Raw genomic sequence first — 24,820 nt, 5'->3', positions numbered from 1 at the left:
GCCTCTTTTCTCACTTCGGTGCTCGATTCGTAATGCGCTTCGTGGACGTGGTGCGCGGTGTGGTGCGTGCGTGCTTCAGGCCGGCGCCATGCCCTTGGTCACGGCGGCCGCGATGCCGGGGACGGCCGCGCCGCCCGTGTGTCCGGCGGCAAACTCGTCGAAGGGCTGTCCCAGCAGGGCACGCACGATGCGCTGCGAGGCTTGGCCATCGCCATAGGGATTGATGCGGCGCGCAAACGAGGCGTGGTGCCCCTCGTCGGCCAGCAGCCGGTTGACCTCGGCCACGATGCGCGCGCGCTGCGTGCCCACCAGCAGCACGGTGCCGGCCGATACGGCCTCGGGCCGCTCGGTCACATCGCGCATCACCAGCACGGGCTTGCCCAGGTAGGGCGCCTCTTCCTGCACGCCGCCGGAGTCGGTCAGGATGATGTGGGCGCGCTGCATGAACCAGACGAAGTCCACATAGTCCAGCGGATCGATGAGGCGGATGTTGTCCATGCCGCCCAGCGTGCGCATGACCACTTCGCGCACGGCGGGGTTGAAGTGCACGGGGTAGACGATGAGCAGGTCCGGATGGCGCTGCGCCAGCTCGGCCAGCGCAGCGCAGATGTTCTGGAAGCCTTCGCCGAAATTCTCGCGCCGGTGTCCCGTGACCAGCAGCAGCGGGCGCTGCGCATCCACCCAGGGATGGCGCTGGGCAATGGCACGGGCCAGCTCGGGCTGGGCATCGAGCCGGTCGCACAGCGTGGCCAGCGCATCGATGACGGTGTTGCCCGTCACGGCGATGCGGCCCTGCAGGTTCTCGCCCAGCAGGTTGGCGCGCGACGTGGGCGTGGGCGCAAACATCCACTGGCTGACCACATCGACCACGCGGCGGTTCATCTCTTCGGGAAAGGGCTGGGCCAGATCGCCGGTGCGCAGGCCGGCTTCCACGTGGCCCACCGGAATGCGGCGGTGAAACGCCGCCAGCGCGCAGGCGGTGGCCGTGCTGGTGTCGCCGTGCACCAGCACGTAGTCGGGCTTTTCCTGCTCCAGCACGCCATCGGCACCTGCCACCACGCGGGAGAACAGGCCATTGAGCGTCTGGTTCGGTTGCATGACGGCGAGATCGTGCTGCGCCTGCAGGCCGAACAGATCCATCACCTGGTCCAGCATCTGCCGGTGCTGGCCGGTGACGCACACCACGCTCTCGATGCCCCGCGTCTGCGACAGGGCCGTGACCAGTGGCGCCATCTTGATGGCCTCGGGACGGGTCCCGAAAAACGAAAGAATCTTCATGCCAACCCCTTTTGCGTTTTCCTGTGCTCTTCGCTTGTGCGTTCTTGTGCTGCGCTGTACCCGGCAGGGGCAGGACCCGTCTCAGCCCGAAGACGGGCCGGGCAGGCTGCAAAGCGGTGTGGAATATACGGCGGGTTTTTGGAATTTTCGATCGATTGCTCCGGTTCGATTGAAAACTATCGTCAATTGAGAGAAATTGACGGAAGTTAAGAGGACTTGAGGGAGCTTGATGACCTTGCTTTCCATTGGGGAACCTCCGTCGAATCTCAAGCGCCGCAAGCCATGCGCGCCATGGGGCTGGATGCACGTTCGCGCCAGGGGTGCTGTTGCACAAAGCTGCGCGCCTGGGGGCTTTGTTGCAGCTAGTACATCACCGAAACAAGGATGTGCTTGTCAGACGCTTGCCTATTGCTGCCAGCTGCTGCCTATTGCAAGCCCTGGGGCGCGTCTGCGCAAGGCTTGGAGGGGGTGTCCGTGCTGTCGCTTTCCCTGATGTGCGGCCGGTGCGCGGGGCCGAGGCAGGGGCGGGCGCGGCGGGCGCAAACCTGGGCATGAACCTTGCCACAAGCCGGCCCGGAAACGAAAACGGGCCCCGTGTAGGGGCCCGTTTTGCTGGGTGTATGGCGGAGAGGGCGGGATTCGAACCCGCGGTGGGGATTAGCCCACACACGCTTTCCAGGCGTGCGACTTAAACCGCTCATCCACCTCTCCGAAGCCAGCGATTGTAGCAGTGATTTCGGGTGGTCACGGTAAGAAGCTGGAACCGGCAGCGATGCGCGTGCGCCCCGGTGCACCTTGCAGGTACAACCGGCAAGGCAGCCCCGGTCGTTCAGCCGCAAGCCATTTGAGATGGTGAATGGTTGCAGTATCGTGAAATCCGGCGAACTTTTGATGCGGGTTCATCAAGGGAATCTTCGGTGCGCACTATTTGCAGTTGGCAACCCATGGCGTATCCGCATTGATTCAGGTTTTCCTCAGCCCTTGCACTCGATGGAGGCAGATGTCGGAAGCTGTCATGTATACAAGAAGGTATTTTCTTTGCTTTGTGAAATTGGGGTGAATTTCATGTAAGTCATTGATGTTGTTGATTTTTGTTCAAATGAAATTTTTCTGGTTTGAAAGGTTCCAGAATGCATCCTGGATGAATTGCAAATGTTGAATGCAATTCTCAAACGCCGGATGCATTTTGCAACAGACGCCGCATGCCAGCTTGTAGACAATGCCTGCGGCGCCGGGCCTTGAAATGCCTGTTTCAAGCCCATTGCGGCAGATTCCTCCTGTATTGCGGCGTATCGACAGCCCAGGCCAATCATAGAAACCCGCTATCACCATGGCTCACCATTCAATGCGCTCCGATTTTTACTGTGGCGGGGCGCTGCCATGGCGGGCACTGGCCTTGGCCCTTGTGGCGGTGCTGGGTGCCGGGGCGGCGCTCGCTGCCGGGACGCAGCGGCAGGTGCTGGAAAGCCTGCCGTCCGGCACGGCCAAGGGGGCGCCTGCCTATGAGTTGTCGCTGCCCGCCTGCACGGCGGCGCCTTGTCCCTTTGAGCTGAGGCTGGTGCGTGCCGGCGTGCAGCAGGGCCAGCCAGCGGCGCTGTCCTGGCCGGCGTCCAGGGGGCCGGCGCAATTGGCGCAGCCCGATCCGCTGTACGGCGTGGGTGATCCGCTGTCCGCGACAACAGGGCTCCAGCACCTCGAGCGCGTGTGGACGACTGGAGAGGAAGAAGACACCGTCACCGCTGCCGTGCGCAGCTTGCGCCTGCCCGGCGTGCAGGGCGGCTCGCGTGCGCTGCTGGTCACGCAGATGGGGGGCTTTGAGCATCCCAAGCGCCGCCATGCGCTGTATGTCGCCACCGCCCAGGGCCCGCACCTGGCCTGGCAGTACGACGAGCCCCAGGGCAACTACCAAAGCTGGGTGCTGGCACCCACGGGCCGGATTCCGGTGCTGCTGGTGCGCTATGCATCACCGCAGGACGATGCACCCGACCAGATCGAGACCCGCAGCCTGCGCTGGAACAAGGACCGGCAGGCGTTTGCCGAGCAGGCCTCGGCACCACCGGCCGCCGTGCAGGCCGTGGTGGCGGCGCGCTATGCCAGCGTGGCGGCAGCGCGTGCCGCACGCGCGCAGCAGGCCGAATGCCTAGGCGCCTATTCCGTCGTGCGCACACGCCCCGCAGGCGCCGCACCCCATCACGCCCTGGTGCAGGTGGCGGCGGACATGGCGCAGGCACATGCCGAATCGCTGCGGCTGCGTGCCTGCTCGGCCAGCCTGCAGCCGCGCACCGTGCCATTGGTGCACCTGCTGCCGGATGCCGGCCTGAAGCCCGGCAAAAAAACCGGCAACAAACCCGGCAACAAACCCGGCAACAAACCCGGCGACAAACCCGAGCCCGCCCGCTGAGCCGTTGCTGCGGGCCATATCGACAACCACAACGAGGGGAGAAGCATGCCTGACATCAAGGACAGCGTAGGCGAGGGCGGCAGCAACCAGGTGCATGACGTGGCCCTGCTGCAGGCCATGCTGCGCGTGGTCAAGGACGCCAAGAACGCGCCGTATCTGGGCGTGGACTACGACGGCAGCTACGGCGCGCAGACGCGCGCCGCGCTGGAGCGTTTCCAGAACGACCACAAGCTGGCCGCCGCCAAGGCCGCGCCGGGCCAGCCGCAGGCTGGGGGGGCCAAGGAGGCGCTGGGCCTGGCGGCAGCCGGAGGGGCCACGGTGGCCAAGCTCAGCGGCATGCTGCCGGCCTCGCACCAGGGCATGCGCGCCGCGCAGAACTCCAAGACGGTGTACCTGGAGGCCAAGGCCCAGGACGTGGCCACCAGCAAGGCCGCCATTGCCAACGATGCGGAGTACGAGCCCACCTTCCGCGCCAAGCTGGCCAGTCTGGTGCAGCAGATGTATGACACGCACAAGATCGCGCTGTGGATCACGCCCACGGGGCGCCGGCGCACCTTTGCCCAGCAGGCCGCCGAGACCCAGACCAAGGCCGGCCCGGGCGAGAGCAACCACAACTTCGGCCGCGCGGCCGACATCGGCTTCAAGCGCTTCCAGTGGGTCAAGGGCGACGGCAGCATCGTCACCGACGCCGACTGGCTCAACCAGCTGGAGGCCGTCAAGTCCGCCGATGCATCGCGCTGGTGGAATGAGCGCGACAGCCTGGCGGCCAAGCAGGGCCTGCTGCCGTTGAAGTTCGAGCGCGTTCACCTGCAGGCATTCGCCCAGCAGGGGGTGAGCAACCAGCGCTCGCTGGCCAAGCTGCTCAACGCCGTGTCGCAGAACAACATGGGCTGGAAATCCGCCTACCAAGCCGACCTGCAGTCCCAGGGCAAGCATTGGGTGAATGTGGGGTCCGCCAAGTCCATCTGGGCCGGAACAGCCTCCGTGACCAAGGCCGATCTTGCCAAGGCCCGCACGGCGGCCACCGGCAAGCAGGTCAAGGAAGCGCAGATCACCCAGGACGAGGTGGACGCCATGCGCCGCATGCTCAAGGCCGATTTCGAGCAGGCCGACCTGAACTGGTCCAAGTGGGCGCCCGTGCCCTGAGCCTGACCGGACGCCTGCCGTGCAGGCAGGCGTCACTCCCATCGCACCTTCCGGAGAGAGCATCTTGAGAATCGACCCTTCGACGGGCGAGGCCGCCCTGCGCGCGCCACTGTCCCTTTCGCTGCCCCTGCCTGTGTCCCTGTCCGCGTCCCTTTCGGCGGCCCTTCCCGCCATGGACGCTGACGCAGCGCCGGGCGGGCGGCCTGCCATCCGCGCCCCGCAGGACGTTCTTTCGGGCGTGCGCGTTGCCTCGCAGCTGCTGCAGGACTTTCGCCCCATCACCGAAAGCATCGAGTGGGAGCTGGGCCACCTGCACTGGGCGCAGGCCGGCCTGCTGACCTTTGCCGAGAACGAAGTGCCCTACGTGGTCAACAACAGCGGCCGCCTCTCGGAAGATGCTGCGGCCCTGCTGTTCCACCACTGCGCGGACACCGCGCCGCAAGGCGCCATTGCCGTGCTGGAATTGGGCGCCGGCTGCGGCCTGTTTGCGCGCATGTTCCTGCAGGCCTTCCGGCACCTGTGCCAGCAGGAAGGGCGTGATTTCGACCAGCGGCTGGTCTACTACGTCACCGACGGCTCTTCCCGCACGGTCGCGCAATGGCAGGAGCGCGCCCTGTTTGCCGAGTTCGGCGGCCAGGTCGTGGCCGGCTGCTGCGACGCCATGCGGCCCGAGGCCGTGCAGCTGCCGGACGGCAGCACGGTGCCCCTGCCGCCGCTGCACGCCGTGTTCTGCAACTACGTGCTGGACGTGCTGCCTGCCACCGTCGTGCGGCGGCAGGGCGACGGGCCGGTGCAGGAATTGCGCATACGCACCCGCCTCACCGATGACGCCCAGCTCGTGCGCCAGTACACCGCGCTGTCGCCGGGCGAGATCCGTGCCCTGGTGGACCATGCGGATGCGGCCCAGCGTGCGCGCCTGCTGCCCCTGGTGGGCCTGTTCGAGCAGGAGGTGGGCTTCTTCGACTGCGACCAGGCAGCGCTGTCGCCCTGGGTGGATGCCGCCTTGTCCGTCAGCGAGGCGGCACCGCGCCTGCTGGTCAACCACGGCGCCTTTGGCGCGCTGCAGACGCTGCAGCAGCGGCTGGCGCCCAAGGGGCTGGTGCTCATCAACGACTACGGCGCCTGCACGCCCGAGGCGGCGGCCCAATCGGGCGCCTCCCAGCGCTTTGGCCGTACCAGCGCCATCGGCCTGAACTTTCCGCTGCTGGCGCAATTGTTCGGGCGCGAGGGCTGGCAGGTGCTGGCGCCTTCGGGCGATGCGCAAAGGGCCATCCATGCGCGGCTGCTGATCGGCGAGGGATGCGAGCGCACGGCGGCCGCCTTTCTCAACCGCTTCAGCGCCGACGCGCAGCAGTTCTTCGAGGCCCCGGCCCAGGAGGCCCGCGCGCACCTGGAGTCGGGCCGCCAGGACGCCGCCCTGGAAAGCTACCGCCAGGCCATCACCCGCAGCCCGCGTGACTGGCGGCTGCTGGGCGAGGTGGCGGAATTCGTGGGCCTGCAGCTGCGGGACTTTGCCGCCGGCATCGAGCTGGCGCGCAGCGCGCTGGACCTCAATCCCTGGCTCAGTACCTGGCTGTGGAATGTGCTGGGCGACTGCCTGTTCTGCCAGGAGCAGTTCGCGGCCGCGCATGAGGCCTACCTGCAGGCCGAAGGCATAGACCCGCGCGATGCGCGCACCCAGCTCAACCTGGCCTACACCTGGCAGCAGCGCGGCGACCCGGCGCGCGCGCTGGCCTGCATTGCCCAGGGCCTGGCGGGGGATGCGCATGGCGTGCACACGCAGCGCCTGATGGAAAAGCAGCAGCAGATCCTGGCGCAGATCGCTGCCCTGCGCGCCTCGGAGCAGCAGCGGCTGGCCCAGCGCGCGGCACGGCTGCAGGGCGGGGCATAAGCCTGCCGGCAGCCTGCAGAAGTTCAGCGGTTGCGGCCCGCCAGCCGCACGGCCAAGGCCGCCGCCGATGCCGCGCAGGCCAGGGCCACCACCCCGCCCCAGCCCCACTGCGCCAGGGCCAGTGCGCCCAGCGCCGAGCCCGAGGCCATGCCGATGAACACGCCCGTGAACAGCAGCGCATTGAGCCGGCTGCGTGCAGCGGGGTCCAGGCCATACACCAGGGTCTGGTGCGCCACCAGCGTCGCCTGGATGCCGAAGTCGAAACCGATGGCGCTGGCCACCAGCAGCGGCAGCTGTGCGCCGGCTGGCAGCCAGGGCGACAGTGCCAGCACGGCAAACGACGCCAGGGCCAGGCCCGCACCCAGGCAGGTCACGCGCTGCGGGCCGCTGCGGTCGGCCAGCCGGCCTGCCAGCGGCGCGGCCAGCGCACCGGCGGCGCCTGCCAGGCCCAGGGCACCGGCTGCGGCGCTGCCCATGTGGAACTGCTGGTGCAGCATCACGGCCAGCGTGGACCAGAAGGCACTGAAGGCCACCGACAGCAGGCCCTGGGCCAGGGCCGCACGGCGCAGCGCGGGCTGGCCGCGCCACAGCTGCACCATGGAGCCCAGCAGCGCGCCATAGCCCAGTTGCGTGGTCGGCCTGAAACTGGGCAGTCCGCGCCACAGGGCCACCCCCAGCAGTGCCATGGCAGCGGCGGCCAGCAGGTAGACGCTGCGCCAGCCGCCATGCTCGGCCAGCAGCCCGCTGACCACGCGCGACAGCAAAATGCCCAGCAGCAGCCCCGTCATCACCGTGCCCACCACCTTGCCACGCTGGTGCTCGGGCGCCAGCGTGGCGGCGGCCGGCACCACATCCTGCGCCAGGGTGGCGGCCAGGCCCACGGCCAGGCTGGCGGCCAGCAGCGGCGCCAGGCCCGGGGCCAGGCCGCTGGCCAGCAGGGCCAGCATCAGCGCGGCGGTCTTGGCCAGGATGATGCGCCGGCGGTCCATGCGGTCGCCCAGCGGGGCCAGCAGCAAAATGCCCAGCGCATAGCCCAGCTGGGTCAGCGTGGGCACAAAGCCCACGGCGCGCTCGCCCGCGCCCAGGTCGGGGCCGAGCACGCCCAGCATGGGCTGGCTGTAGTAGAGCGAGGCCACGCCCACGCCCGCCGTGGTCGCCATCAGCAGCACCAGCGACCGGGGCACGCCGGACGCCTTTTCGCTGGTGGCCGCTTGGTTATGCGTAGATTGAATGCAAGACATGTTGATCCGCCGATACGGCGTGTTTGAGAAACGATGGCCGTAGTGTGGTGCGATGCAGCAACCCACGGTAGTGGCTGCGTCCGCAGAATCGATATACGCTTGGCGTATGACCATAGCCGACCTCTCCCTGCCTTCGGGCGCAGACCGCATCGAACTGCTGCAGACCTTTGTGCGCATCGTCGAAAGCGGCAGCCTCTCGGCCGCCGCGCAGCAGATGTCCACCACCCAGCCCACGGTCAGCCGGCGCCTGCAGACGCTGGAGCGCGCGCTGGGCCTGCGCCTGCTGCGGCGCTCCACCCACGCCATGGCGCTGACCGACGACGGAGAGCGCTGCCTGGCCCATGCGCGCGAACTGCTCGATACATGGCGGGCGCTGGAGTCCGACCTGCGCGGCGCCCAGGACACGCCGCGCGGCCTGCTGCGCGTGGTCGCGCCCCACGCCTTCGGCCAGGATCAGCTCATGGCACCGCTGCTGCAGTTCCTGGGCCGCCATCCGGCCGTCAAGGTCGAGTGGCTGCTGCATGACCGCCAGCCGGACTTCATTGCCGAGGGCATCGACTGCGCCGTGCAGGTGGGCGCCGTGGTCGATCCATCGGTGGTCGCGCTGCGCGTGGCCGAGGTGCCGCGCATTGCCGTGGCCGCGCCTGCCTTGCTGGGGCAGGGCAGCGTGCCCCAGCACCCGCGCGAGCTGCAGGGGCTGCCCTGGATTGCGCTGCGCACTTTCTACCAGCGCGAGCTGGAACTGCACCGCGTGGGCGATGAGCGGGTGTGCAAATCCTGGCGCCTGCAGTTCGAGCCCCGGCTCAGCACCGACAGCCTTTATGCGCTGCGCAACGCCGCCCTGGGCGGGCTGGGTGCAGCCCTGGCCTCGGCCTGGATCGTGCGCGACGATCTGGAGGCGGGCCGCCTGGTGCACCTGGCCCCGGACTGGCAGGCCGCGCCGCTACCCGTGCACCTGGTGTATCCGCCGGCACGCCACCAGCCGGCGCGCCTGCGTGCCTTCATCGCGGCCATGCGGGAGGTCATGCCGGGACTCACGGGAATGCGCGCGCCGCTGCCCTGAGCCGTTCGCCCGCCGCTGTTGCGGCGGCGCGTCACCGCCCGGTTTGCCAACGGTAAGCATGGCAACTGCATAGGATAATAAGAATCATTTGCGATCTTCTTCGCGATTGGCTTTTCCTCCATGCCGTCCCCCTCCACGCTACAACCGCCCGCCGAGCCCCTGCTGGCCCAGCTGGTGCAGCACTATGACGAACTGGTCGGTTTCCTGCGCCACCGCTTCGGCGACGAATGCCAGCCCCGCGAAATCGTCAACGAGCTGTGCCTGCGGTTGATGGAGCGGCCCGTTCCCCAGGGCATTGCCAACCCGCTGGCCTTTCTGCGGCATCTGGCGCGCGACCTGGCCATAGACCGCCACCGGGCCCAGGCGCGCCGGCCCGAAACGCCCTTCGATGGCGCCGAGCTGGAAGAGCGCCTTGCCCCCGCCGCAGTCATGCCGCTGTCCCCGCCCGAGCTGGCCGTGGCCGCCGCCCAGCGCCAGCGCGCGCTGCTGGTGGCGATAGAGCAGCTGCCCCAGGCCAGCCGCGAGGCCTTCATCCTCACCAAGCTCTACGGCATGCCGCAGGAAGAGGCCGCACAGCGCATGGGCATCTCGCGCGGCATGGTGGCCCGCCATCTGGCGCGTGCACTGCGCGATGTGCAGCCCGTGCTCACGGCCGACCATGCCGCCTGAGATCACGCGCAGCACAGGCGGCACGCGCAGCGCGCGCCAGGGTGCTTCTGCGCAGTCTTCGGGGCGCAGCGCCCATCTGCCCGTCGATGACGCCCTGGCCCCCTTTGCCGACATGCTGCGCCGGCACCTGCCCACGCCCGAGGAAATCGAGCAGGCCGCCGCCCAGCGCCAGAAGCTGCGCCAGCGCAGGGCGCTGCGCGCAGGCACGGCTGCGGCCCTGGCGGCGCTGGCGCTGCTGCTCTGGGCCGACCCCGCGCTGCAGCGCCAGACCCTGGCGACGGCCGTGGGCCAGCGCCAGAGCTGGCAACTGGCCGATGGCAGCGAGGTGCGGCTGAACACTGGCTCGCGCGTGCAAGTGGCGCAGCACCTGCGCTCGCGCCGCCTGGTGCTGGACCAGGGGGAGGCGTCCTTCGAGGTATCCCATGCCTTCTGGCACGGCTGGGTGCCCTGGCTGCAGCGGCCCTTCACCGTGCAGGCCGGCGGCGTGGTGGTGCAGGACATCGGCACCGTGTTCGGCGTGCACCGCCATGAGGATGGCGCCGACATCACCGTGCTGCAGGGCAGGGTGCGCGTGCATTCCATGGAGGGTGGCGGCGCACCCGTGGAGCTGTCCACCGGCCAGCAACTGCGCACGCGCGCCGGCCGGCCGCTGCCGCAGCTCGTGCCTGCAGAGGCGGGCGACGGCGCCGCTGCCCTGGCCGCCCTGGCCTGGCGGGAGGGCCGCCTGGTGCTGGACGGCACGCCGCTGTCCGAGGCCGTGGCGCAGATGCAGCGCTACCGCAGCGCACCCATCTTGCTGGCCGACCGGCATGCGGCGCAGTTGCGCATCTCGGGGCAGTTCGACCTGGACCGCATCGACCAGCTGCTGGACCTGCTGCCCCGCCTTGCCCCCGTGCAGGTGCGGCATGAGGACGACGGCCGCGTGCTGATCTCCACGCGCCACAGGTAGGCGCAGGTAGGCGCAGGTAGGCGCAGGTAGGCCGCCCGGCAGTTGTCCCTGCAGCCGCTGCCCTGATCCAGAAATTTTCCGTGGCCATGTGTACAAACCTGCGCGCTGCAGCGGCTTACAGGCAGACCGGCATCGCGCCCGGGCCCGATAAGGCCCTGGAGGGGCCTGCCGCCACCGCCGTACCCCGTATTCCGTACCCAACGCCTCAGGAGAGATGTCGCCATGAACCCTTCCCCTACCGTCACCGGCCTGCCGCGCCTTCGCATCGCGGCCCTGGCCGCCGCACTGTGCATTGCCGGCCTGGCCCATGCCCAGCCCCTGGCCGTGGACCTGCCTGCGCAGCCGCTGGCCCAGTCGCTGAACGCGCTGGCGCGCCAAAGCGGCGCCCAGATCATCTTCCTCACCGATGTGGCCCAGGGCCTGCAGGCGCCCGCGCTGCGCGGCACGCTGGAAGTGCGCGAGGCCCTGCAGCGCCTGCTGGCCGGCAGCGGCCTGCAGGTGCGTGCGCAGGATGAGCGCACCTTCACCGTGGAGCGCAGCGGCGGCCCGGCTGCCAGCTCCGGCGCGGCAGGCGCCGTCATGGCAGAAGTGCGCGTGCTGGCCTCGCGCGCGGAGGACACGGCCTACTACGCCCCCTCGGCCGCCAGCGGCACCAAGACCGAGGCGCCGCTGCGCGACGTGCCCCAGACCATCAATGTGATCCCCCAGCAGGTCATGCGCGACCAGGCCGCCACCTCGCTGCAGGACACGCTGCGCAACGTGGCCGGCATCGGCCTGTCGCACGGCGACGGCCAGCGCGACCAGGTCAGCATCCGCGGCTTCACCAGCATCGGCGACCAGTTCGTGGATGGCTTCCGCGACGATGCGCTGTATTTCCGCGACCTCTCCAACATCGAGCGCGTGGAAGTCGTCAAGGGCCCGGCCGCCGTGCTCTATGGCCGCGGCTCCTCGGGCGGCCTGGTCAACCGCGTGACCAAGAAGCCGGGCGTCAATGTCTCCGACGTGGCCATCAGCGTGGGAAGCTGGGCCGACAAGCGTGCCGAATTCGATGTGGGCCGCGCGCCCGAGGGCAGCGACTGGTCCTGGCGCGTCACCGGCGCCGCCGAAGACGCCAACAGCTACCGCAGCCAGCAGTTCCTCAAGCGCGAGACCATCGCCCCCTCCGTCATGTGGAAGCCGGACGGCAATACCTCGCTGACGCTGCAGGCCGAGCTGCTGCGCGACAAGCGCGTCACCGACTTCGGCATTCCCGCCTACCGCGGCCGCCCCGTGGATGTGGCGCCCGGCACCTACTACGGCTCGGCCAATGCGCGCGATGCGGACACCTCCGAATCCACCGTGGGCTCCTTCACCGCCACCTTCAACCACCGCTTCTCGGACACGCTGCGCGTGCGCAACGCGCTGCGCTACTACCACTACGAGCTGGACCGCCAGAACACCTTGCCGGCCGGCACCACCAACGAGCCGGCCGGCACCGTGGCGCTGACCCGCTCGGGCGTGGACCGCAACGAGCACGGCATCTTCAACCAGACCGAGCTGATCCAGAATTTCAGCACCGGCAGCGTGCAGCATGAAGTGCTCTACGGCCTGGAGTTGGGCCAGCAGAACAAGGATGCACTGTCCTACAGCGGCGGCACCCTGGCCAACGTGAACCTCTGGAACCCCGTGCTGCCCGTGGCCCCGCTCAACGGCGGCGGCACCCTGAGCGGCAGCACGCTCAACCGCTACCTCACGCGGGCCCTGTACCTGCAGGACCAGGTCACGCTGTCGCCGCAGTGGAAGCTGCTGGTGGGCCTGCGCTATGACCGCTTCGGCCAGGAAACCGACAACCGCCTGGCCGGCCAGAGCGACTTCAGCCGCACGGACTCCACCTGGAGCCCGCGCGCCGGCCTGGTGTGGCAGCCCGATGCCGTGCAGTCCTATTACCTGTCGGTCAGCCGCTCCTACCAGCCTTCGGCCGAGATGTTTGCGCTGTCGGCCACCAATGCCGCCATCAAGCCGGAAAGCACCACCAACTATGAAGTGGGCGGCAAATGGGACCTGATGGACGGCAAGGCCATGGCGACGGCATCGCTGTTCCAGCTGGAACGCACCGACATCAAGACCACCAACCCGGCCCAGCCCACCCAGCTGATCCCCATCGGCACGCAGCGCACGCGCGGCCTGGAGCTGTCGCTGTCCGGCGAACTGCGCCCCGGCACCCAGGCCACCTTCAGCTACGCCTACCTGGATGCCGTGGTCACCGAATCCACCACCGTGGACGCTGGCCAGCCCGTGCAGGGCAAGCGCGCCACCATCACGCCCAGGAACTCCCTGTCTGTCTGGCTCACCCAGCGCCTGGGCGATGCCTGGACCGTGGGCGGCGGCCTCAACTACGTGGGCGACCGCTTTGCCAACCCCGGCAACACCGTCACGCTGCCCGCCTACACGGTGGTGGATGCCATGGCCCAGTACCGCATCGGCCGTGCCACCACGGTGCAGCTGAACCTGCGCAACCTGTTCGACCGCCGCTACATCGTCTCGGCCCACGGCACCAGCCCCAACCTGAACCTGCCCGGTGCGCCGCGCAATGTGATGGTGACGCTGCGGCACAGCTTCTGAGGCCGCGCCGGCAGCGCCGGCCTCTGCAAAAGACAAAGGCCCACGCAAGTGGGCCTTTGTCCATTTGGGCAGTGCCGTTTACTCGGTCGCCTTCTTCAGCGAGTCCTTGGCGTTGTCTGCCGACTGCTTGGAGCGCTTCTTGTGGTAGTCCGACTTGACGTTGTTCACTGCCTTGCCTACCGGCCCGCTGTCCTTGGCCTTGGCGTCGGCCTGCTTTTCCTTCACCTTGTGGTCTGCGGCGTCGGCGGCCTCGGAGGCGGCCTTGCCCACCTGGGCGTGGGCGGGCGACAGGCCTGCGGCGAACGCAAGGGAAATGGCGGTGGCAAGCAGCAGTTTTTTCATGGAACAGGTGTCCGGTGATGAGGTGGCTGCATGGTGCGCCAGTGCGCTGGTGCCGCCTTGTAGGAGCAGGGCTGTGCTGTGCGCGGGCACTGCGGCCCAAGCGCAGAAGGGCTTCCGACGGTAGCTTGCTTCGGTGTCCGACATGGGGCAGCCGGCCGAGCTTCTAGCCTTGGACCAACCCCCGCCAACACCCAAGAAGGACACACCATGATCACAGCCGAACCCACCATGACCAACCTCTTCGATCAGCTGGGACTGGACTCCAGCCCGGAGGGCATCCGTCAGTTCATTCTTTCGCACCGCCTCGAGAAAAACACGCTGCTGGTGGACGCGCCGTTCTGGACCGATGCGCAACGCGCCCTGTTCTCGCAGCAGTGGCATGCCGATGCGACCTGGGCGCTGGTGGTGGACCAGCTCAGCGAGGCCTTGCATTCCGAGCCCGACCTGGATGCCGTGCCTGCCCCGGCGGCTTCCGAGCACGAACCGGAAGCGCGTCCCTGATCCTGTGATGCAACCGCTTGCGATGAATCCGTGCTGCTTACAATTTTCGCGGCGCATTCAACCCATTTGCCTACGGAGTCGCTCACATGCTGACCTCGAATGGTCTGGCGTCGGCCTCTCCAGGCTCCGACGCTCTCTTGCCCCTTGACCCGGGCCACGCCGTTCTGGATGCGTTTCCCGACGCCGTCTTTGTCGTCGGGCTCGACGGCCGTCTGGCCCACTGCAACCGCCAGGCCCGCAGCCTGCTGGACCACTCCGGAGATGCGCTGGAGGGCAGCGTTTTCGAAGAGCGTTTCGTCGCCCAGGCTGCGCGTTCAGGCTGGGCAAGCCGCCAATGGGAGCCTCCTGCCCAGGCCGCACAGCCCCGGCAGTCCAGCTGCTGGCCGCTGCTGACCTGTTCAGGGCGCGAGCGGCCCGTGGCATCGAGCACATCGCGCATACGGCTGCCGGACGGCAGCCCGGCGTTGCTGCTGTGCGTGCGCGAGGCCGATGCGCACCCGCCTGCAGCGCCGCCGCCTCTGTCCAGCCCACTTTCCAGCGCCGAGCGCAGCTTTGCCTTGCTGGTGCAAAGCGTGACCGACTATGCGATCTACATGCTCGACCCCGAAGGCCGCATCGTGAGCTGGAACCTGGGCGCCAAGCGCATCAAGGGCTATGAGGAGGAGGAGGTCCTCAACACCCATTTCTCGCGCTTTTACACGCCCGAAGACCAGCAGGCCGGGCTGCCGCAGGCGGGGCTGCGCACGGCGGTCAGCACGGGCCGCATGGAGGCCGAAGGCCTGCGTGTGCGCAAGGATGGCTCGCGCTTTTGGGCCTCGGTGGTCATCGATGCCATCTACGATGACGGCCGGCTGATCGGCTTTGCCAAGGTCACCCGCGATGTGACCGAGCGCAAGGCCGCCGAATCCCAGCTGCGCCAGGCCTTGAAGATGGAGGCCATCGGCCGCTTCACGGGCGGCGTGGCCCATGACTTCAACAACCTGCTGATGGCCGTGCTCAGCAGCCTGGAGCTGCTGCGCAAGCGCATGCCGCCCGACGAGCGGCTGCGCGCGCTGGTGGAGACCGCCACGCGCGGCGCCCAGCGTGGCGCCTCGCTGACCCAGCGCATGATGGCCTTTGCGCGGCAGCAGGAATTGAAGACGGAGGCCGTGGACGTTGCGGTGCTGCTGTCGGGCCTGCAAGGCCTGCTGCAGCAGGCGGCCGGCCCGCATATCTTTCTCAAGATGGCCCTGGCCGCCAATCTGCCGCGCATCCTCACCGACCCCAGTCAGTTCGAGAGCAGCATGCTCAACCTCGTTGCCAACTCGCGCGACGCCATGCCGGGCGGCGGCGTCATCAAGATCGCGGCGGCCGTGGAAACGATGCTGCCGCGCCAGCTTGCAGGCCTTGCGGCAGGCTCTTATGTCTGCGTGCGCGTGGAGGACACCGGCGAGGGCATGGACGAGCAGACGCTGTCCCGCGTGGTCGAGCCCTTCTTCACCACCAAGGGCGTGGGCAAGGGCACCGGCCTGGGCCTGGCCATGGTGGACGGGCTGGTGGCCCAATCCGGCGGCAAGCTCGTGCTGCACAGCACACCGGGCAACGGCACCACGGTGGAGATGTGGATGCCCATCTCCAATGACGAGAGCACGGCCTGCCACCTGGGTGCCCAGCGCACGCAGGACGTGGGACCCATGGACGTGCTGCTGGTGGACGACGACCCGCTGGTGCTGGCCAACGCCTCGGCCCTGCTGGAGGACCTGGGCCACCGTGTCACGGCCCTCGGCGCCGGGCAGGAGGCCATCGACCTGCTGGCGCGCCAGGCACGCTTTGACGTGGTCATCTCCGACTACGCCATGCCCGGCATGAACGGCGTCGAGCTGGCCGAACACATTGCGCAGCGGTATCCAGGCTTGAATTTCATCCTGGCCAGCGGCTTTGCAGACATCCCGGCGCTGCCGCCTGGAATGACGCGGCTGGCCAAGCCGTATTCGCAGGAGGATCTGAGCCAGTTGCTGCATCAGTTGATGAGGGCGTGAGCACCCATGGAGATGGCCTGCGAAGCGTTTTCGCAAGCCATCACATCAAGATGGCAGGGTGGAAACAATGGCGCGATTGGCCTGCAGGTGGGCTTCAATCGACGCCAATTGCGCGTCGTAGTCACTGATGACTTGCTGTGCGGAGGTACTCCGCGGCATCCTTGTTTTTAGAAAAACAAGAACGGGTATGACGATCAAGGAAAGCATCCACGCCAACGTGAGCGCAGTGTTGATGGCAGTCATCTTGATCTGGTTTTCTCGGGCAATCCAAAGCCAAAGCTGCCCATGCATGCCAAGTCACCCGGCCGTATTCATTGCTTCGCCCATGGGCAGCGAGCCGGGCAGTGTAGCGCTGAATGCGGCGGGTTTGGCCAGGCTGCATGCGCAGCCGGACCTGCTCCAGTTGTTTGCAGCCGTGGGGGAGGGCTCAGACACCTGCCTTCTCGAACAGCCGGCGCAATACCTGCATGGGCAGGAACCTGACCTTTCGCCGTTTCAGTTCCCGCCGGAACAGGCGCTCGCGTTCAATGAAGTTGATCTTGGGTTTCATCTTTTTTTGGGGCTGCAATGGACGAAACGCGCCAATCTACTGGTGAACGCCGCAGCTCCTGTAACACCGTGTCAGCGACGCTTCGGGATTGCCGGTTGCCGGTTGCCGGTTATCGGTTGCCGCTCGGCCCTATGGCCCGCGCCATTGGGCATGCCGCACGCCAAGCTGCAGCTGCTGGATGCGGCGGTGGATGGTGGAGCGGCTGACGCCGAGCTGGCGCGCCGCCTCGGAGACGTTGCCCTGGCATTGGGCAAGCAGTTGCTCCAGCGCCTGTGCGGCGGGCTCGCTGGTGTTGCTGGCCAGGGCGACGGTGCAGGGTGGGGTGCCGTGCAGTGCGTCGGGCAGGTGGTCGGGCTCGATGCTGCCGTCGCCATCGTTCCCGCACAGGGCTGCGGCGTAGCGCAGCGCGTTGTGCAGTTCGCGCAGGTTGCCGGGCCAGGCGTGCGCGGCCAGCAGCGCGCGGGCCGCGTCGCCCAGGTGCAGATGGCTGCCCAGCGTGGCCAGCATCTGGTCGGCAATGGCCTGCAGGTCGCTGCGCTGGCGCAGCGCGGGCAGTTGCAACTCGGCGGCATTGAGGCGGTAAAGCAGGTCTTCGCGGAAGCTGCCGCGCCGCACCAGTTCGGCCAGCGGGCGGTGTGAGGCCGAGATGACGCGAACGGACACGGCCCGTGGCGCGCGGGCGCCCAGCGGGGTGATTTCGGATTCGGACAGGACACGCAGCAGCTTGGCTTGCAGGGCCAGTGGCATATCGCCGATCTCGTCGAGGAACAGCGTGCCTTCGTGCGCCGCGGCGATCAGGCCCTCGCGGCCCTTGCTGGCGCCGCCGGTCCAGGTGCCGGGCAGGTAGCCGAACAGCTCGCTTTCCAGCAGCGCCTCGGGAATGGCCGCGCAGTTGATGGCGACGAAGGCGCCGCTGCGGCCGCTGCTGGCATGCAGCGCGCGGGCCAGGTATTCCTTGCCTGCGCCGGTCTCCCCCTGCACCAGGATGGGCAGCGTTTGCGGCGCGAGCCGTGCGGCCTTGCGCAGCAGCGTCTGCAGCTTGGCATCGCCCGTGTCCAGCGCCTGCAGCGCTGCCGGCAGCGGGGGCTGCGCCGGCATGGCCTGCGCGCGCAGGCGGCGTGTCGGGCGCTGCGGCTCCATGGCATGGGCGAAGAGGATGCTGCCGTCGCGGGCGCGGATGATGCGCTCCTGCGCCGGGCGATGACGGCGCAGCTCGGGCAGGTGGCGCAGGTCCACGTCGAAGAAGCGCTCCAGCGGCTGGCCGATGAGCTTGTGGCGCTGGCGCCAGTCCAGCTGCGCTGCGGCCACCAGCAGGCGGGCGCCTGCGTGGGTCATGGCGCGGATGCGGCCCCGTGCGTCCACGCTGATGGAGGCGTCGGGATCGACGTCGAGGAAATCGGGCGATTGCGCCAGGCGCACCACCCAGTCCTGGCCGGACTGCGCCATCAGGTTGGCCTGCTCCACGCGACGCGCGGCGGCCACGACGAGGTTGAGCGCCAGGTTCTGGCTGGCCCGCTCGGCAGGCGAGCGCAGCAGCGACAGGTCCAGCACCGCTGCGAGTTCGCCGTGCATGTCGTAGATGGGTGCGGCCGTGCAGGACAGGCCGGTGTGGGTGAAGTCGAAATGGTCGCTCTGGTGCACGGTCAGCGCCTCGCCCGTTTCCAGGCAGGCGCCCACGGCCGAGGTGCCCGAGTGGTCCTCGCGCCACTGCGCGCCCAGGTACAGGCCCGCGCGGCGCAGGTCGCCAGCGTCGGCCTCGTGCCCGAGGAAGTCCACGGCCACGCCGTGCCGGTCCGCCAGCAGCAGCACGTAGTCCAGGCCCTTGAGCTGCTGGTACAGCCGCTCCAGCGCATGGCGGGCGATGTGGATCAGCGGCTCGGATTCCTCGCGGTGCGCGCGCAGCTGGCCGTCGGTCACGATGTGGGCTTCGCTGGTATGCGCCGGGTCGAGCCGGTGGGAGTCGATGCAGCGGCGCCAGCTGCGCAGCACGGCGCGGTCGCGCTCTTGGCCGCGGTTGGAGTAGCCCAGGCCGAAGGCTTCGATTTCCTGGATGTGCGAGGCGTAGGACTGCAGGGGCATGGCGTGGAGTCGATGCGGGCTTTGAACGTGCCGCAGACGATTCTGTGCCCTGCACGGTGCAGCGCCAATCAAGACTTACCCACTGCCCCTGCTGCGCTGCAGCACGCCTGGTGCGACAGGTGTCGCAGGGCTGCCCCACCTGTCGCGGGCGGCAACGCCGGGCAGCGGGGTGCAAGGCGCAGGGTTTGTACCGGAGGCGCGCAGGCAACCCCTTGATTTGCCTGGCGCATCCTGCCGCCGGGCCTGTCTGGCATGGTGATTGCGTAAGAGTGCATGCCCGAAGAAAAACCAGCGGGCATGACCGCATCAAGGAGACAACCATGACCGATACGACGCCCAACGCCCGCGCCAAGGCGCTGCTTGACCAACTCAACCATGCCCTGGGAGACCGCGACTTCGCGGCCGCCAGCCGCCTGTTCGCCGATGAATGCTACTGGCGCGACCTGGTGCTGCTGACCTGGAACATCAAGACCATGGAAGGGCGCAGCCAGATCGCCGACATGCTGGCTGCGCAGCTGGACGCCGCGGCGCCCGTGCGCTTTTCGCTGGACGAGCGCGAGGCGGTGGAGGAGGCCGATGGCGTGGTGTCCGCCTGGATCGTGATCGACACGCTCCATGCGCGCGGCGGCGGCCATGTCCGCATCAGGGACGGGCGCATCTGGACGCTGCTGACGGCCGCCCAGGAGCTCAAGGGCCATGAGGAACCCATGGGCACGCGCCGCCCGATGGGAGCCGAGCACGGCATCCGGCGTGGCCGCCAGACCTGGCTGGAGCGCCGCCAGCAGGAGGCCCAGGAGCTGGGCCGTGACAAGCAGCCTTTCGTGCTCGTCATCGGCGGCGGCCAGGGCGGCATTGCGCTGGGCGCACGGCTGCGCCAGCTGGGGGTATCGCACATCGTCATCGACCGCCAGGCGCGCCCCGGCGACCAGTGGCGCAACCGCTATAAATCGCTGTGCCTGCACGACCCGGTCTGGTACGACCACCTGCCGTACATGCCGTTCCCGGACAACTGGCCCGTGTTCGCGCCCAAGGACAAGATCGGCGACTGGCTGGAGATGTACACCAAGGTGATGGAGGTCAACTACTGGCCCTCCACCGATTGCCTGAACGCCCGCTTCGATGAGGACAGGCAGGAATGGGAAGTCACCGTGGAGCGCAACGGCGAGACGCAGGTGCTGCGCCCCAGGCATGTGGTGTTCGCCACCGGCATGTCGGGCAAGGCGAATGTGCCCAAGATCAAGGGCCAGGACGTCTTCAAGGGCGAGCAGCAGCACTCGTCCCAGCACCATGGCCCGGACGCCTACGCGGGCAAGAAGGTGGTGGTGATCGGTGCCAACAATTCGGCGCATGACATCTGCGCGGCCCTGTGGGAGCACGGCGCCGATGTGACCATGGTGCAGCGCTCGTCCACGCACATCGTGCGCTCCGATTCGCTGATGGACATCGGCCTGGGCGACCTGTATTCGGAGCGCGCCGTGGCCAGCGGCGTGACGACCAGGAAGGCGGACCTGATCTTCGCCTCGCTGCCCTACCGCATCATGGCCGACTTCCAGGTGCCGGTGTACGACCGCATCCGCGAGCGCGACGCTCAGTTCTACCGCCAGCTGGAGGCGACCGGCTTCATGCTGGACTTCGGTGATGACGACTCCGGCCTTTTCATGAAGTACCTGCGCCGCGCCTCGGGCTACTACATCGACGTGGGGGCCTGCGATCTGGTGATCGACGGCAGCATCAAGCTGCAGGCGGGCAAGCAGATCAGCCACCTGTCGGAAAACGCGGTGGTGCTGGCCGATGGCACCGAGCTGCCGGCGGACCTGGTGGTCTACGCGACCGGCTATGGCTCCATGAACGGCTGGGTCGCCGACCTGATCAGCCAGGAGGTGGCAGACAAGGTGGGCAAGGTCTGGGGCCTGGGCTCGGACACCACCAAGGATCCGGGACCGTGGGAGGGCGAGCAGCGCAACATGTGGAAGCCCACGCAGCAAGAGGCGCTGTGGTTCCACGGCGGCAACCTGCACCAGTCGCGCCACTACTCGCTGTACCTGGCGCTGCAGCTCAAGGCGCGGCAGGAAGGCCTGCCAGTGCGTGTCTATGACCTGCAGCAAGTTCATCACCTGCGGTAAGGCCGAATAATCGCCATGGGGCGGCTGTGCCGCCCGCCAACCCAGCCTTGCAAAACAGAAAGTTCAATCATGAAAGCAGCACGTTTCTACGACCGGGGCGACATCCGCATCGAAGACATCCCCGAACCCGTGGTGGAGCCCGGCACCGTGGGCATCGAGGTGGCCTGGTGCGGCATCTGCGGCACGGATTTGCATGAGTTCATGGAAGGGCCGATCTTCATTCCGCCCTGCGGCCATCCGCACCCCATCTCGGGCGAGTCCGCACCCATCACCATGGGGCACGAGTTCTCCGGCGTGGTGTACGCCGTGGGCGCGGGCGTCGACGATATCAAGGTCGGTCAGCACGTCGTGGTGGAGCCCTACATCGTGGCCGACGACGTGCCCACGGGGCCGGGCGACCACTACCACCTGTCCAAGGACATGAATTTCATCGGCCTGGGCGGGCGCGGCGGCGGGCTGTCCGAGCGGATTGCGGTCAAGCGCCGCTGGGTGCACCCGATCTCCAATGCCATTCCACTGGACCAGGCCGCGCTGATCGAGCCGCTGTCCGTGGGCCACCATGCCTATACCCGCAGCGGAGCGAAAGCGGGTGATGTGGCGCTGGTCGGCGGCGCAGGCCCCATCGGCCTGCTGCTGTCCGCCATCCTGAAGGCCAAGGGCCTGACGGTGGTCATCACCGAACTGAGCGCCAAGCGCAAGCAGAAGGCGCGTGAATCGGGCGTGGCCGATCACATCCTCGACCCCTCCGAAGTGGATGTGGTGGCCGAGGTGATGAAGCTCACCGGCGGCAAGGGCGTGGATGTGTCGTTCGAATGCTCCAGCGTGAACAAGGTGCTGGACACGCTGGTGGCCGTGACGAAGGCCACGGGCGTGGTGGTGATCGTGTCCATCTGGAGCCATCCGGCCACCATCAACGTGCACAGCGTGGTCATGAAGGAGCTGGACGTGCGCGGCACCATTGCCTACTGCAACGACCACCAGGAAACCATCAAGCTGGTCGAGGAGGGCAAGATCAACCTCGAGCCCTTCATCACCCAGCGCATCCAGCTCGATGACCTGGTGGCGCAGGGCTTTGACACGCTGATTCACAACAACGAATCGGCGGTGAAGATCATCGTGCAGCCACGGCTCAGGTAGCCCGGGCGGCAGGCCTGAATCGAACCCGCTGCGATCAGGAACGGGTTCGCCCGATTCCTGTCGTGCGGTCACACGCTGCACAAAGAAAAAAGCCCTTGATTGAATCAATCAAGGGCTTAGATCATTTTGGCGGAGAGGGCGGGATTCGAACCCGCGGTGGGGATTAGCCCACACACGCTTTCCAGGCGTGCGACTTAAACCGCTCATCCACCTCTCCGAAGACCGCGATTCTAGCATCGATTTTTGGGGGCGACGGCGAAGTTGCCTGCCTGCGTGATCGGCATGCCTTGGACGGCTGGCACTTGCGGCATGGCCCGCACCTGCGCCTGCAGCCACGTGCACAGGGTGTCGAGCCGGGCAGGCGCGGCGGTGCTGCGGCGCAGTGCCAGGTAGCGGTAGCCGGAGGCCGTGAAGCCGAAGGGTGCCAGCAGGCGGCCGGCCTGCACGTCGTCCATCACCAGGTGCCAGGGAGCAACGGCTGCACCCAGGCCGCGCAGCGCCGCTTCCAGCGTGAAGTAGTAGTGCTCGTAGACGGGGCCGGCCGCTGCGGGTGGGGCCATGCCCATGGAGGCGGCCCACAGGTCCCAGGCATCGCGCCGGCCGCGCGTGTGCAGCAAGGGGAGGCTGGCCAGGTCCTGGGGCCGCACGACAGGCCCGGCCATTGCGGGGGACATCACGGGGCCCAGGTATTCGTCGAAAAGCGGCAGGGCCATCTCGTCGTCTGCAATGGCCTGGCCGCTGTTGCCGCTGCTGTCGGTGGGGATGGCCGTGATGAGCAGGTCGCAGCCTTCGCGTGCAGCGTCGGTGCCGGTGTCCGTGGTGCGCAGGCGCACCTCGATGCCGGGGTGGTGCGCGTGGAAGTCGAACAGCCGGGGGATCAGCCATTTGACGGTGAAGGTGCTGAAGCAGGCCACGTCCAGCGGGCCTTCGTGGGCGTCGCCCAGGCTGCGCACCGCCTCATGGATCTGCTCGAAGGCCTGGGTGAGCGCGGGCTGCAGGGTGCGCGCCGCTGCGGTGAGCGTGGGGCGGGCCTTGGTGCCCGCGAACAGCGCCAGGCCCAGGTGCTGCTCCAGCTGCCGTACCTGGCGGCTGACGGCGCCGGGCGAGACGCACAGCTCGTCTGCCGCCGCCGTCATGCGGCCCAGGCGTGCGGCAGCTTCAAAGGCGCGCAGGGCGGCCAGCGGGGGCAGGCGGCGGGTCATGGGTGGGGTCATGAGTCGGGTCATGAGTCGGGTCACAGGCGGGTCACAGGCGGGTGGAGGCTATGTGAGTTCCAGGTACATAGAACCGGCCAAATCATCGCTTTTCAGGCAATGGGCCGGTGGATAGATTTGCCGCTTCGGCCGGCAATCCTGCGTGGATTCTGGCCGGACTCTCCCTCTCCATTCGATCCCAAAGCACATAGCACCATGCCCTTCGTCCACACCTATCTGCCCCAGTCCACCTCCACTTCCCAGCGCGATGCCGTCGTGCAAGGCATCCACCAGGCGCTGGTGCAAGGCATCGGCATGCCCGAGGACGAGCTGTTCAACATGGTGCACCCGTACGCTCCCGGGCAGTTCGCGTTCAGCCGCAGTTTCAACGGGGTGGCGCGTTCGGATGCGGTGGTGGTGGTCGAGATCACCATGCGGCGCGGACGCAGCGACGCGATGAAGAAGGCCTTGTATGCGGCCATTGCGCGCAACCTGCACGAGGGGGCCGGGGTTGCGCCGGCCGATGTGTTCATCTTCATGCATGAGAACGACTACTCGGACTGGTCCGTGGGCCATGGGCGCTTCGCCATGGCACTGGTGCAGCAGACCGGCGCGCAATGAAAAACGGGCCGCGATGGCCCGTTCCTCGTGGGGTTCCGGCGGATCTCAGCTGGTGCGCTGTCCGGTCTGGATCATCTTCATGGCCGAGGTGATCAGGCTCGATACCTCGGTCATGTTGCTGGGAACGATCAAGGTGGTGGTGGCGTCCGATGCCACCTGGCTGTAGGCCTCGACGGCCTTTTCGGCCACCTTGAGCTGCACGGCCTGTTCGCCGCCGGGCTGGCGGATGGCGTTGGCCACGCGTTCGATGGCCTGGGCCGTGGCGTCGGCCACGGCCTTGATGGATTCGGCCTCGCCCTGGGCCTTGTTGATGACGGCCTGCTTCTCGCCTTCGGAGCGTGCGATGAAGGCTTCGCGCTCGCCGGTGGCGATGTTGATCTGTTCCTGGCGGCGGCCTTCGGAGGCGGCGATCAGGGCGCGCTTTTCGCGTTCGGCCGTGATCTGGGCCTGCATGGAGCGCAGGATTTCGGCGGGCGGCGTCAGGTCCTTGATTTCATAGCGCAGCACCTTCACGCCCCAGTTGAGCGCGGCCTCGTCGATGGCGGAGACCACCTGGGCATTGATCATGTCGCGCTCCTCGAAGGTCTTGTCCAGTTCGAGCTTGCCGATCACGCTGCGCAGCGAGGTCTGGGCCAGCTGGGTGACGGCCATGATGTAGTTGGACGAGCCGTAGCTGGCGCGCATGGGATCGGTGACCTGGAAGTAGAGGATGCCGTCCACCTGCAGCTGGGTGTTGTCGCGCGTGATGCAGACCTGGCTGGGCACATCCAGCGGGATTTCCTTGAGGCTGTGCTTGTAGGCCACGCGGTCCACGAAGGGCACGAGGAAGTTCAGGCCCGGCGTGAGCGTGCCGGCGTACTTGCCAAGGCGTTCCTTGACCCAGGCGTGCTGCTGGGGCACGACCTTGACGGAGCGTGCGATGAAGATGGCCGCGATGACGGCGATGACGATGGCGATTTCCATGGTGTCTCCAAGCCCGGAGGGCATTCAGTGAAACAAGAGGGTGAGGCGAAGGGG

At 67.8% G+C, this 24,820-nt stretch carries 21 protein-coding genes and 2 tRNA genes; 12 read left to right on the top strand and 11 right to left on the bottom strand.

All coding sequences use genetic code 11. From position 1 onward, the window contains the following. Positions 1 to 75: 75 nt before the first annotated feature. The 3 genes from wecB to INR38_RS17495 all read right to left on the bottom strand — a co-directional run bounded on the left by wecB (position 76) and on the right by INR38_RS17495 (position 2,610). Positions 76 to 1,278: a UDP-N-acetylglucosamine 2-epimerase (non-hydrolyzing) gene (wecB, locus tag INR38_RS17505; RefSeq protein WP_207443070.1), complete on the bottom strand. Its 1,203-nt coding sequence runs from the start codon at positions 1,276 to 1,278 to the stop codon at positions 76 to 78. A gap of 621 nt (positions 1,279 to 1,899) precedes the next feature. Then, positions 1,900 to 1,989: transfer RNA gene (locus INR38_RS17500), tRNA-Ser, on the bottom strand. Between the two features lie 384 nt (positions 1,990 to 2,373). After that, complete coding sequence (locus INR38_RS17495) at positions 2,374 to 2,610, bottom strand: hypothetical protein (protein WP_207475981.1); 237 nt, start codon at positions 2,608 to 2,610, stop codon at positions 2,374 to 2,376. A gap of 13 nt (positions 2,611 to 2,623) precedes the next feature. Here INR38_RS17495 and INR38_RS17490 point away from each other — a divergent pair, with 13 nt between their 5' ends. The 3 genes from INR38_RS17490 (at position 2,624) to INR38_RS17480 (ending at position 6,716) form a co-directional block, all read left to right on the top strand. Beyond that, positions 2,624 to 3,679, top strand: a complete 1,056-nt coding sequence (locus INR38_RS17490) for a hypothetical protein (RefSeq protein ID WP_207443069.1) — start codon at positions 2,624 to 2,626, stop codon at positions 3,677 to 3,679. A 45-nt stretch (positions 3,680 to 3,724) separates the two neighbouring features. After that, positions 3,725 to 4,825 carry a peptidoglycan-binding protein gene (locus INR38_RS17485; protein WP_063326544.1) on the top strand — a complete coding sequence of 367 codons (1,101 nt, stop codon included), beginning with the start codon at positions 3,725 to 3,727 and terminating at the stop codon, positions 4,823 to 4,825. Positions 4,826 to 4,889: 64 nt separating this feature from the next. After that, positions 4,890 to 6,716 (top strand): tetratricopeptide repeat protein, encoded by a 1,827-nt coding sequence (locus INR38_RS17480; RefSeq protein WP_207443068.1) that lies wholly within the window; start codon positions 4,890 to 4,892, stop codon positions 6,714 to 6,716. A 23-nt stretch (positions 6,717 to 6,739) separates the two neighbouring features. On the opposite strand, the gene INR38_RS17475 is transcribed toward INR38_RS17480, so the two are convergent. Next, the gene (locus tag INR38_RS17475; protein WP_202759003.1) at positions 6,740 to 7,957 is read right to left on the bottom strand and encodes an MFS transporter; all 1,218 of its coding nucleotides are present in this window, start codon (positions 7,955 to 7,957) and stop codon (positions 6,740 to 6,742) included. 106 nt (positions 7,958 to 8,063) lie between these two features. Here INR38_RS17475 and INR38_RS17470 point away from each other — a divergent pair, with 106 nt between their 5' ends. The 4 genes from INR38_RS17470 to INR38_RS17455 all read left to right on the top strand — a co-directional run bounded on the left by INR38_RS17470 (position 8,064) and on the right by INR38_RS17455 (position 13,239). Further along, on the top strand, positions 8,064 to 9,020 hold the full coding sequence (locus INR38_RS17470) for a LysR family transcriptional regulator (RefSeq protein ID WP_013803067.1): 957 nt from the start codon (positions 8,064 to 8,066) through the stop codon (positions 9,018 to 9,020). A 120-nt stretch (positions 9,021 to 9,140) separates the two neighbouring features. Next, entirely contained in the window at positions 9,141 to 9,689 is a 549-nt protein-coding gene (locus INR38_RS17465) for a sigma-70 family RNA polymerase sigma factor (protein ID WP_207443067.1), read from the top strand. After that, positions 9,679 to 10,638: a FecR domain-containing protein gene (locus INR38_RS17460; protein ID WP_207443066.1), complete on the top strand. Its 960-nt coding sequence runs from the start codon at positions 9,679 to 9,681 to the stop codon at positions 10,636 to 10,638. Before INR38_RS17465 ends, INR38_RS17460 begins: the two co-directional genes overlap by 11 nt. 222 nt (positions 10,639 to 10,860) lie before the next feature. Further along, positions 10,861 to 13,239 carry a TonB-dependent siderophore receptor gene (locus INR38_RS17455; RefSeq protein WP_207443065.1) on the top strand — a complete coding sequence of 793 codons (2,379 nt, stop codon included), beginning with the start codon at positions 10,861 to 10,863 and terminating at the stop codon, positions 13,237 to 13,239. A gap of 78 nt (positions 13,240 to 13,317) precedes the next feature. Here the strand turns inward: INR38_RS17455 and INR38_RS17450 are convergent, their stop codons facing one another. Beyond that, a complete protein-coding gene (locus tag INR38_RS17450) occupies positions 13,318 to 13,581 on the bottom strand; it encodes a hypothetical protein (RefSeq protein WP_013803063.1) in 264 nt (87 codons plus the stop codon). A gap of 207 nt (positions 13,582 to 13,788) precedes the next feature. On the opposite strand from INR38_RS17450, the gene INR38_RS17445 reads away from it, so the two are divergent. Together INR38_RS17445 and INR38_RS17440 are read left to right on the top strand one after the other, a co-directional pair. After that, positions 13,789 to 14,082 carry a DUF2789 domain-containing protein gene (locus tag INR38_RS17445; RefSeq protein WP_096915903.1) on the top strand — a complete coding sequence of 98 codons (294 nt, stop codon included), beginning with the start codon at positions 13,789 to 13,791 and terminating at the stop codon, positions 14,080 to 14,082. A gap of 86 nt (positions 14,083 to 14,168) precedes the next feature. Then, entirely contained in the window at positions 14,169 to 16,100 is a 1,932-nt protein-coding gene (locus tag INR38_RS17440; RefSeq protein WP_207443064.1) for a PAS domain-containing sensor histidine kinase, read from the top strand. A 45-nt stretch (positions 16,101 to 16,145) separates the two neighbouring features. Here INR38_RS17440 and INR38_RS17435 read toward each other — a convergent pair whose 3' ends face one another. The 3 genes from INR38_RS17435 to INR38_RS17430 all read right to left on the bottom strand — a co-directional run bounded on the left by INR38_RS17435 (position 16,146) and on the right by INR38_RS17430 (position 18,729). Next, positions 16,146 to 16,343: a hypothetical protein gene (locus tag INR38_RS17435; RefSeq protein ID WP_233626277.1), complete on the bottom strand. Its 198-nt coding sequence runs from the start codon at positions 16,341 to 16,343 to the stop codon at positions 16,146 to 16,148. Positions 16,344 to 16,527: 184 nt separating this feature from the next. Further along, a complete protein-coding gene (locus INR38_RS28890) occupies positions 16,528 to 16,650 on the bottom strand; it encodes a hypothetical protein (RefSeq protein ID WP_013803059.1) in 123 nt (40 codons plus the stop codon). 129 nt (positions 16,651 to 16,779) lie between these two features. After that, the gene (locus INR38_RS17430; protein WP_207443063.1) at positions 16,780 to 18,729 is read right to left on the bottom strand and encodes a sigma-54-dependent Fis family transcriptional regulator; all 1,950 of its coding nucleotides are present in this window, start codon (positions 18,727 to 18,729) and stop codon (positions 16,780 to 16,782) included. Between the two features lie 320 nt (positions 18,730 to 19,049). On the opposite strand from INR38_RS17430, the gene INR38_RS17425 reads away from it, so the two are divergent. Continuing rightward, positions 19,050 to 20,852 carry an NAD(P)/FAD-dependent oxidoreductase gene (locus INR38_RS17425; RefSeq protein WP_207443062.1) on the top strand — a complete coding sequence of 601 codons (1,803 nt, stop codon included), beginning with the start codon at positions 19,050 to 19,052 and terminating at the stop codon, positions 20,850 to 20,852. A gap of 69 nt (positions 20,853 to 20,921) precedes the next feature. Beyond that, positions 20,922 to 21,989 (top strand): 2,3-butanediol dehydrogenase, encoded by a 1,068-nt coding sequence (locus INR38_RS17420; RefSeq protein ID WP_013803056.1) that lies wholly within the window; start codon positions 20,922 to 20,924, stop codon positions 21,987 to 21,989. A 127-nt stretch (positions 21,990 to 22,116) separates the two neighbouring features. Here the strand turns inward: INR38_RS17420 and INR38_RS17415 are convergent. Then, positions 22,117 to 22,206: transfer RNA gene (locus tag INR38_RS17415), tRNA-Ser, on the bottom strand. A gap of 13 nt (positions 22,207 to 22,219) precedes the next feature. Then, a complete protein-coding gene (locus INR38_RS17410; protein WP_207443061.1) occupies positions 22,220 to 23,191 on the bottom strand; it encodes a LysR substrate-binding domain-containing protein in 972 nt (323 codons plus the stop codon). A gap of 207 nt (positions 23,192 to 23,398) precedes the next feature. Between INR38_RS17410 and INR38_RS17405 the strand changes: the two genes are divergently transcribed. Next, the gene (locus INR38_RS17405) at positions 23,399 to 23,803 is read left to right on the top strand and encodes a tautomerase family protein (RefSeq protein ID WP_012204809.1); all 405 of its coding nucleotides are present in this window, start codon (positions 23,399 to 23,401) and stop codon (positions 23,801 to 23,803) included. Between the two features lie 45 nt (positions 23,804 to 23,848). Here INR38_RS17405 and INR38_RS17400 read toward each other — a convergent pair whose 3' ends face one another. After that, complete coding sequence (locus INR38_RS17400; RefSeq protein WP_012204810.1) at positions 23,849 to 24,766, bottom strand: stomatin-like protein; 918 nt, start codon at positions 24,764 to 24,766, stop codon at positions 23,849 to 23,851. Between the last annotated feature and the right edge of the window lie 54 nt (positions 24,767 to 24,820).

This window comes from Delftia sp. SD018 (assembly GCF_017355445.1).
Lineage (GTDB): Bacteria > Pseudomonadota > Gammaproteobacteria > Burkholderiales > Burkholderiaceae_C > Comamonas > Comamonas acidovorans.
The sequence above is the reverse complement of the archived record's forward strand: the minus strand, read 5'-3'. Positions and strand labels throughout refer to the sequence as shown.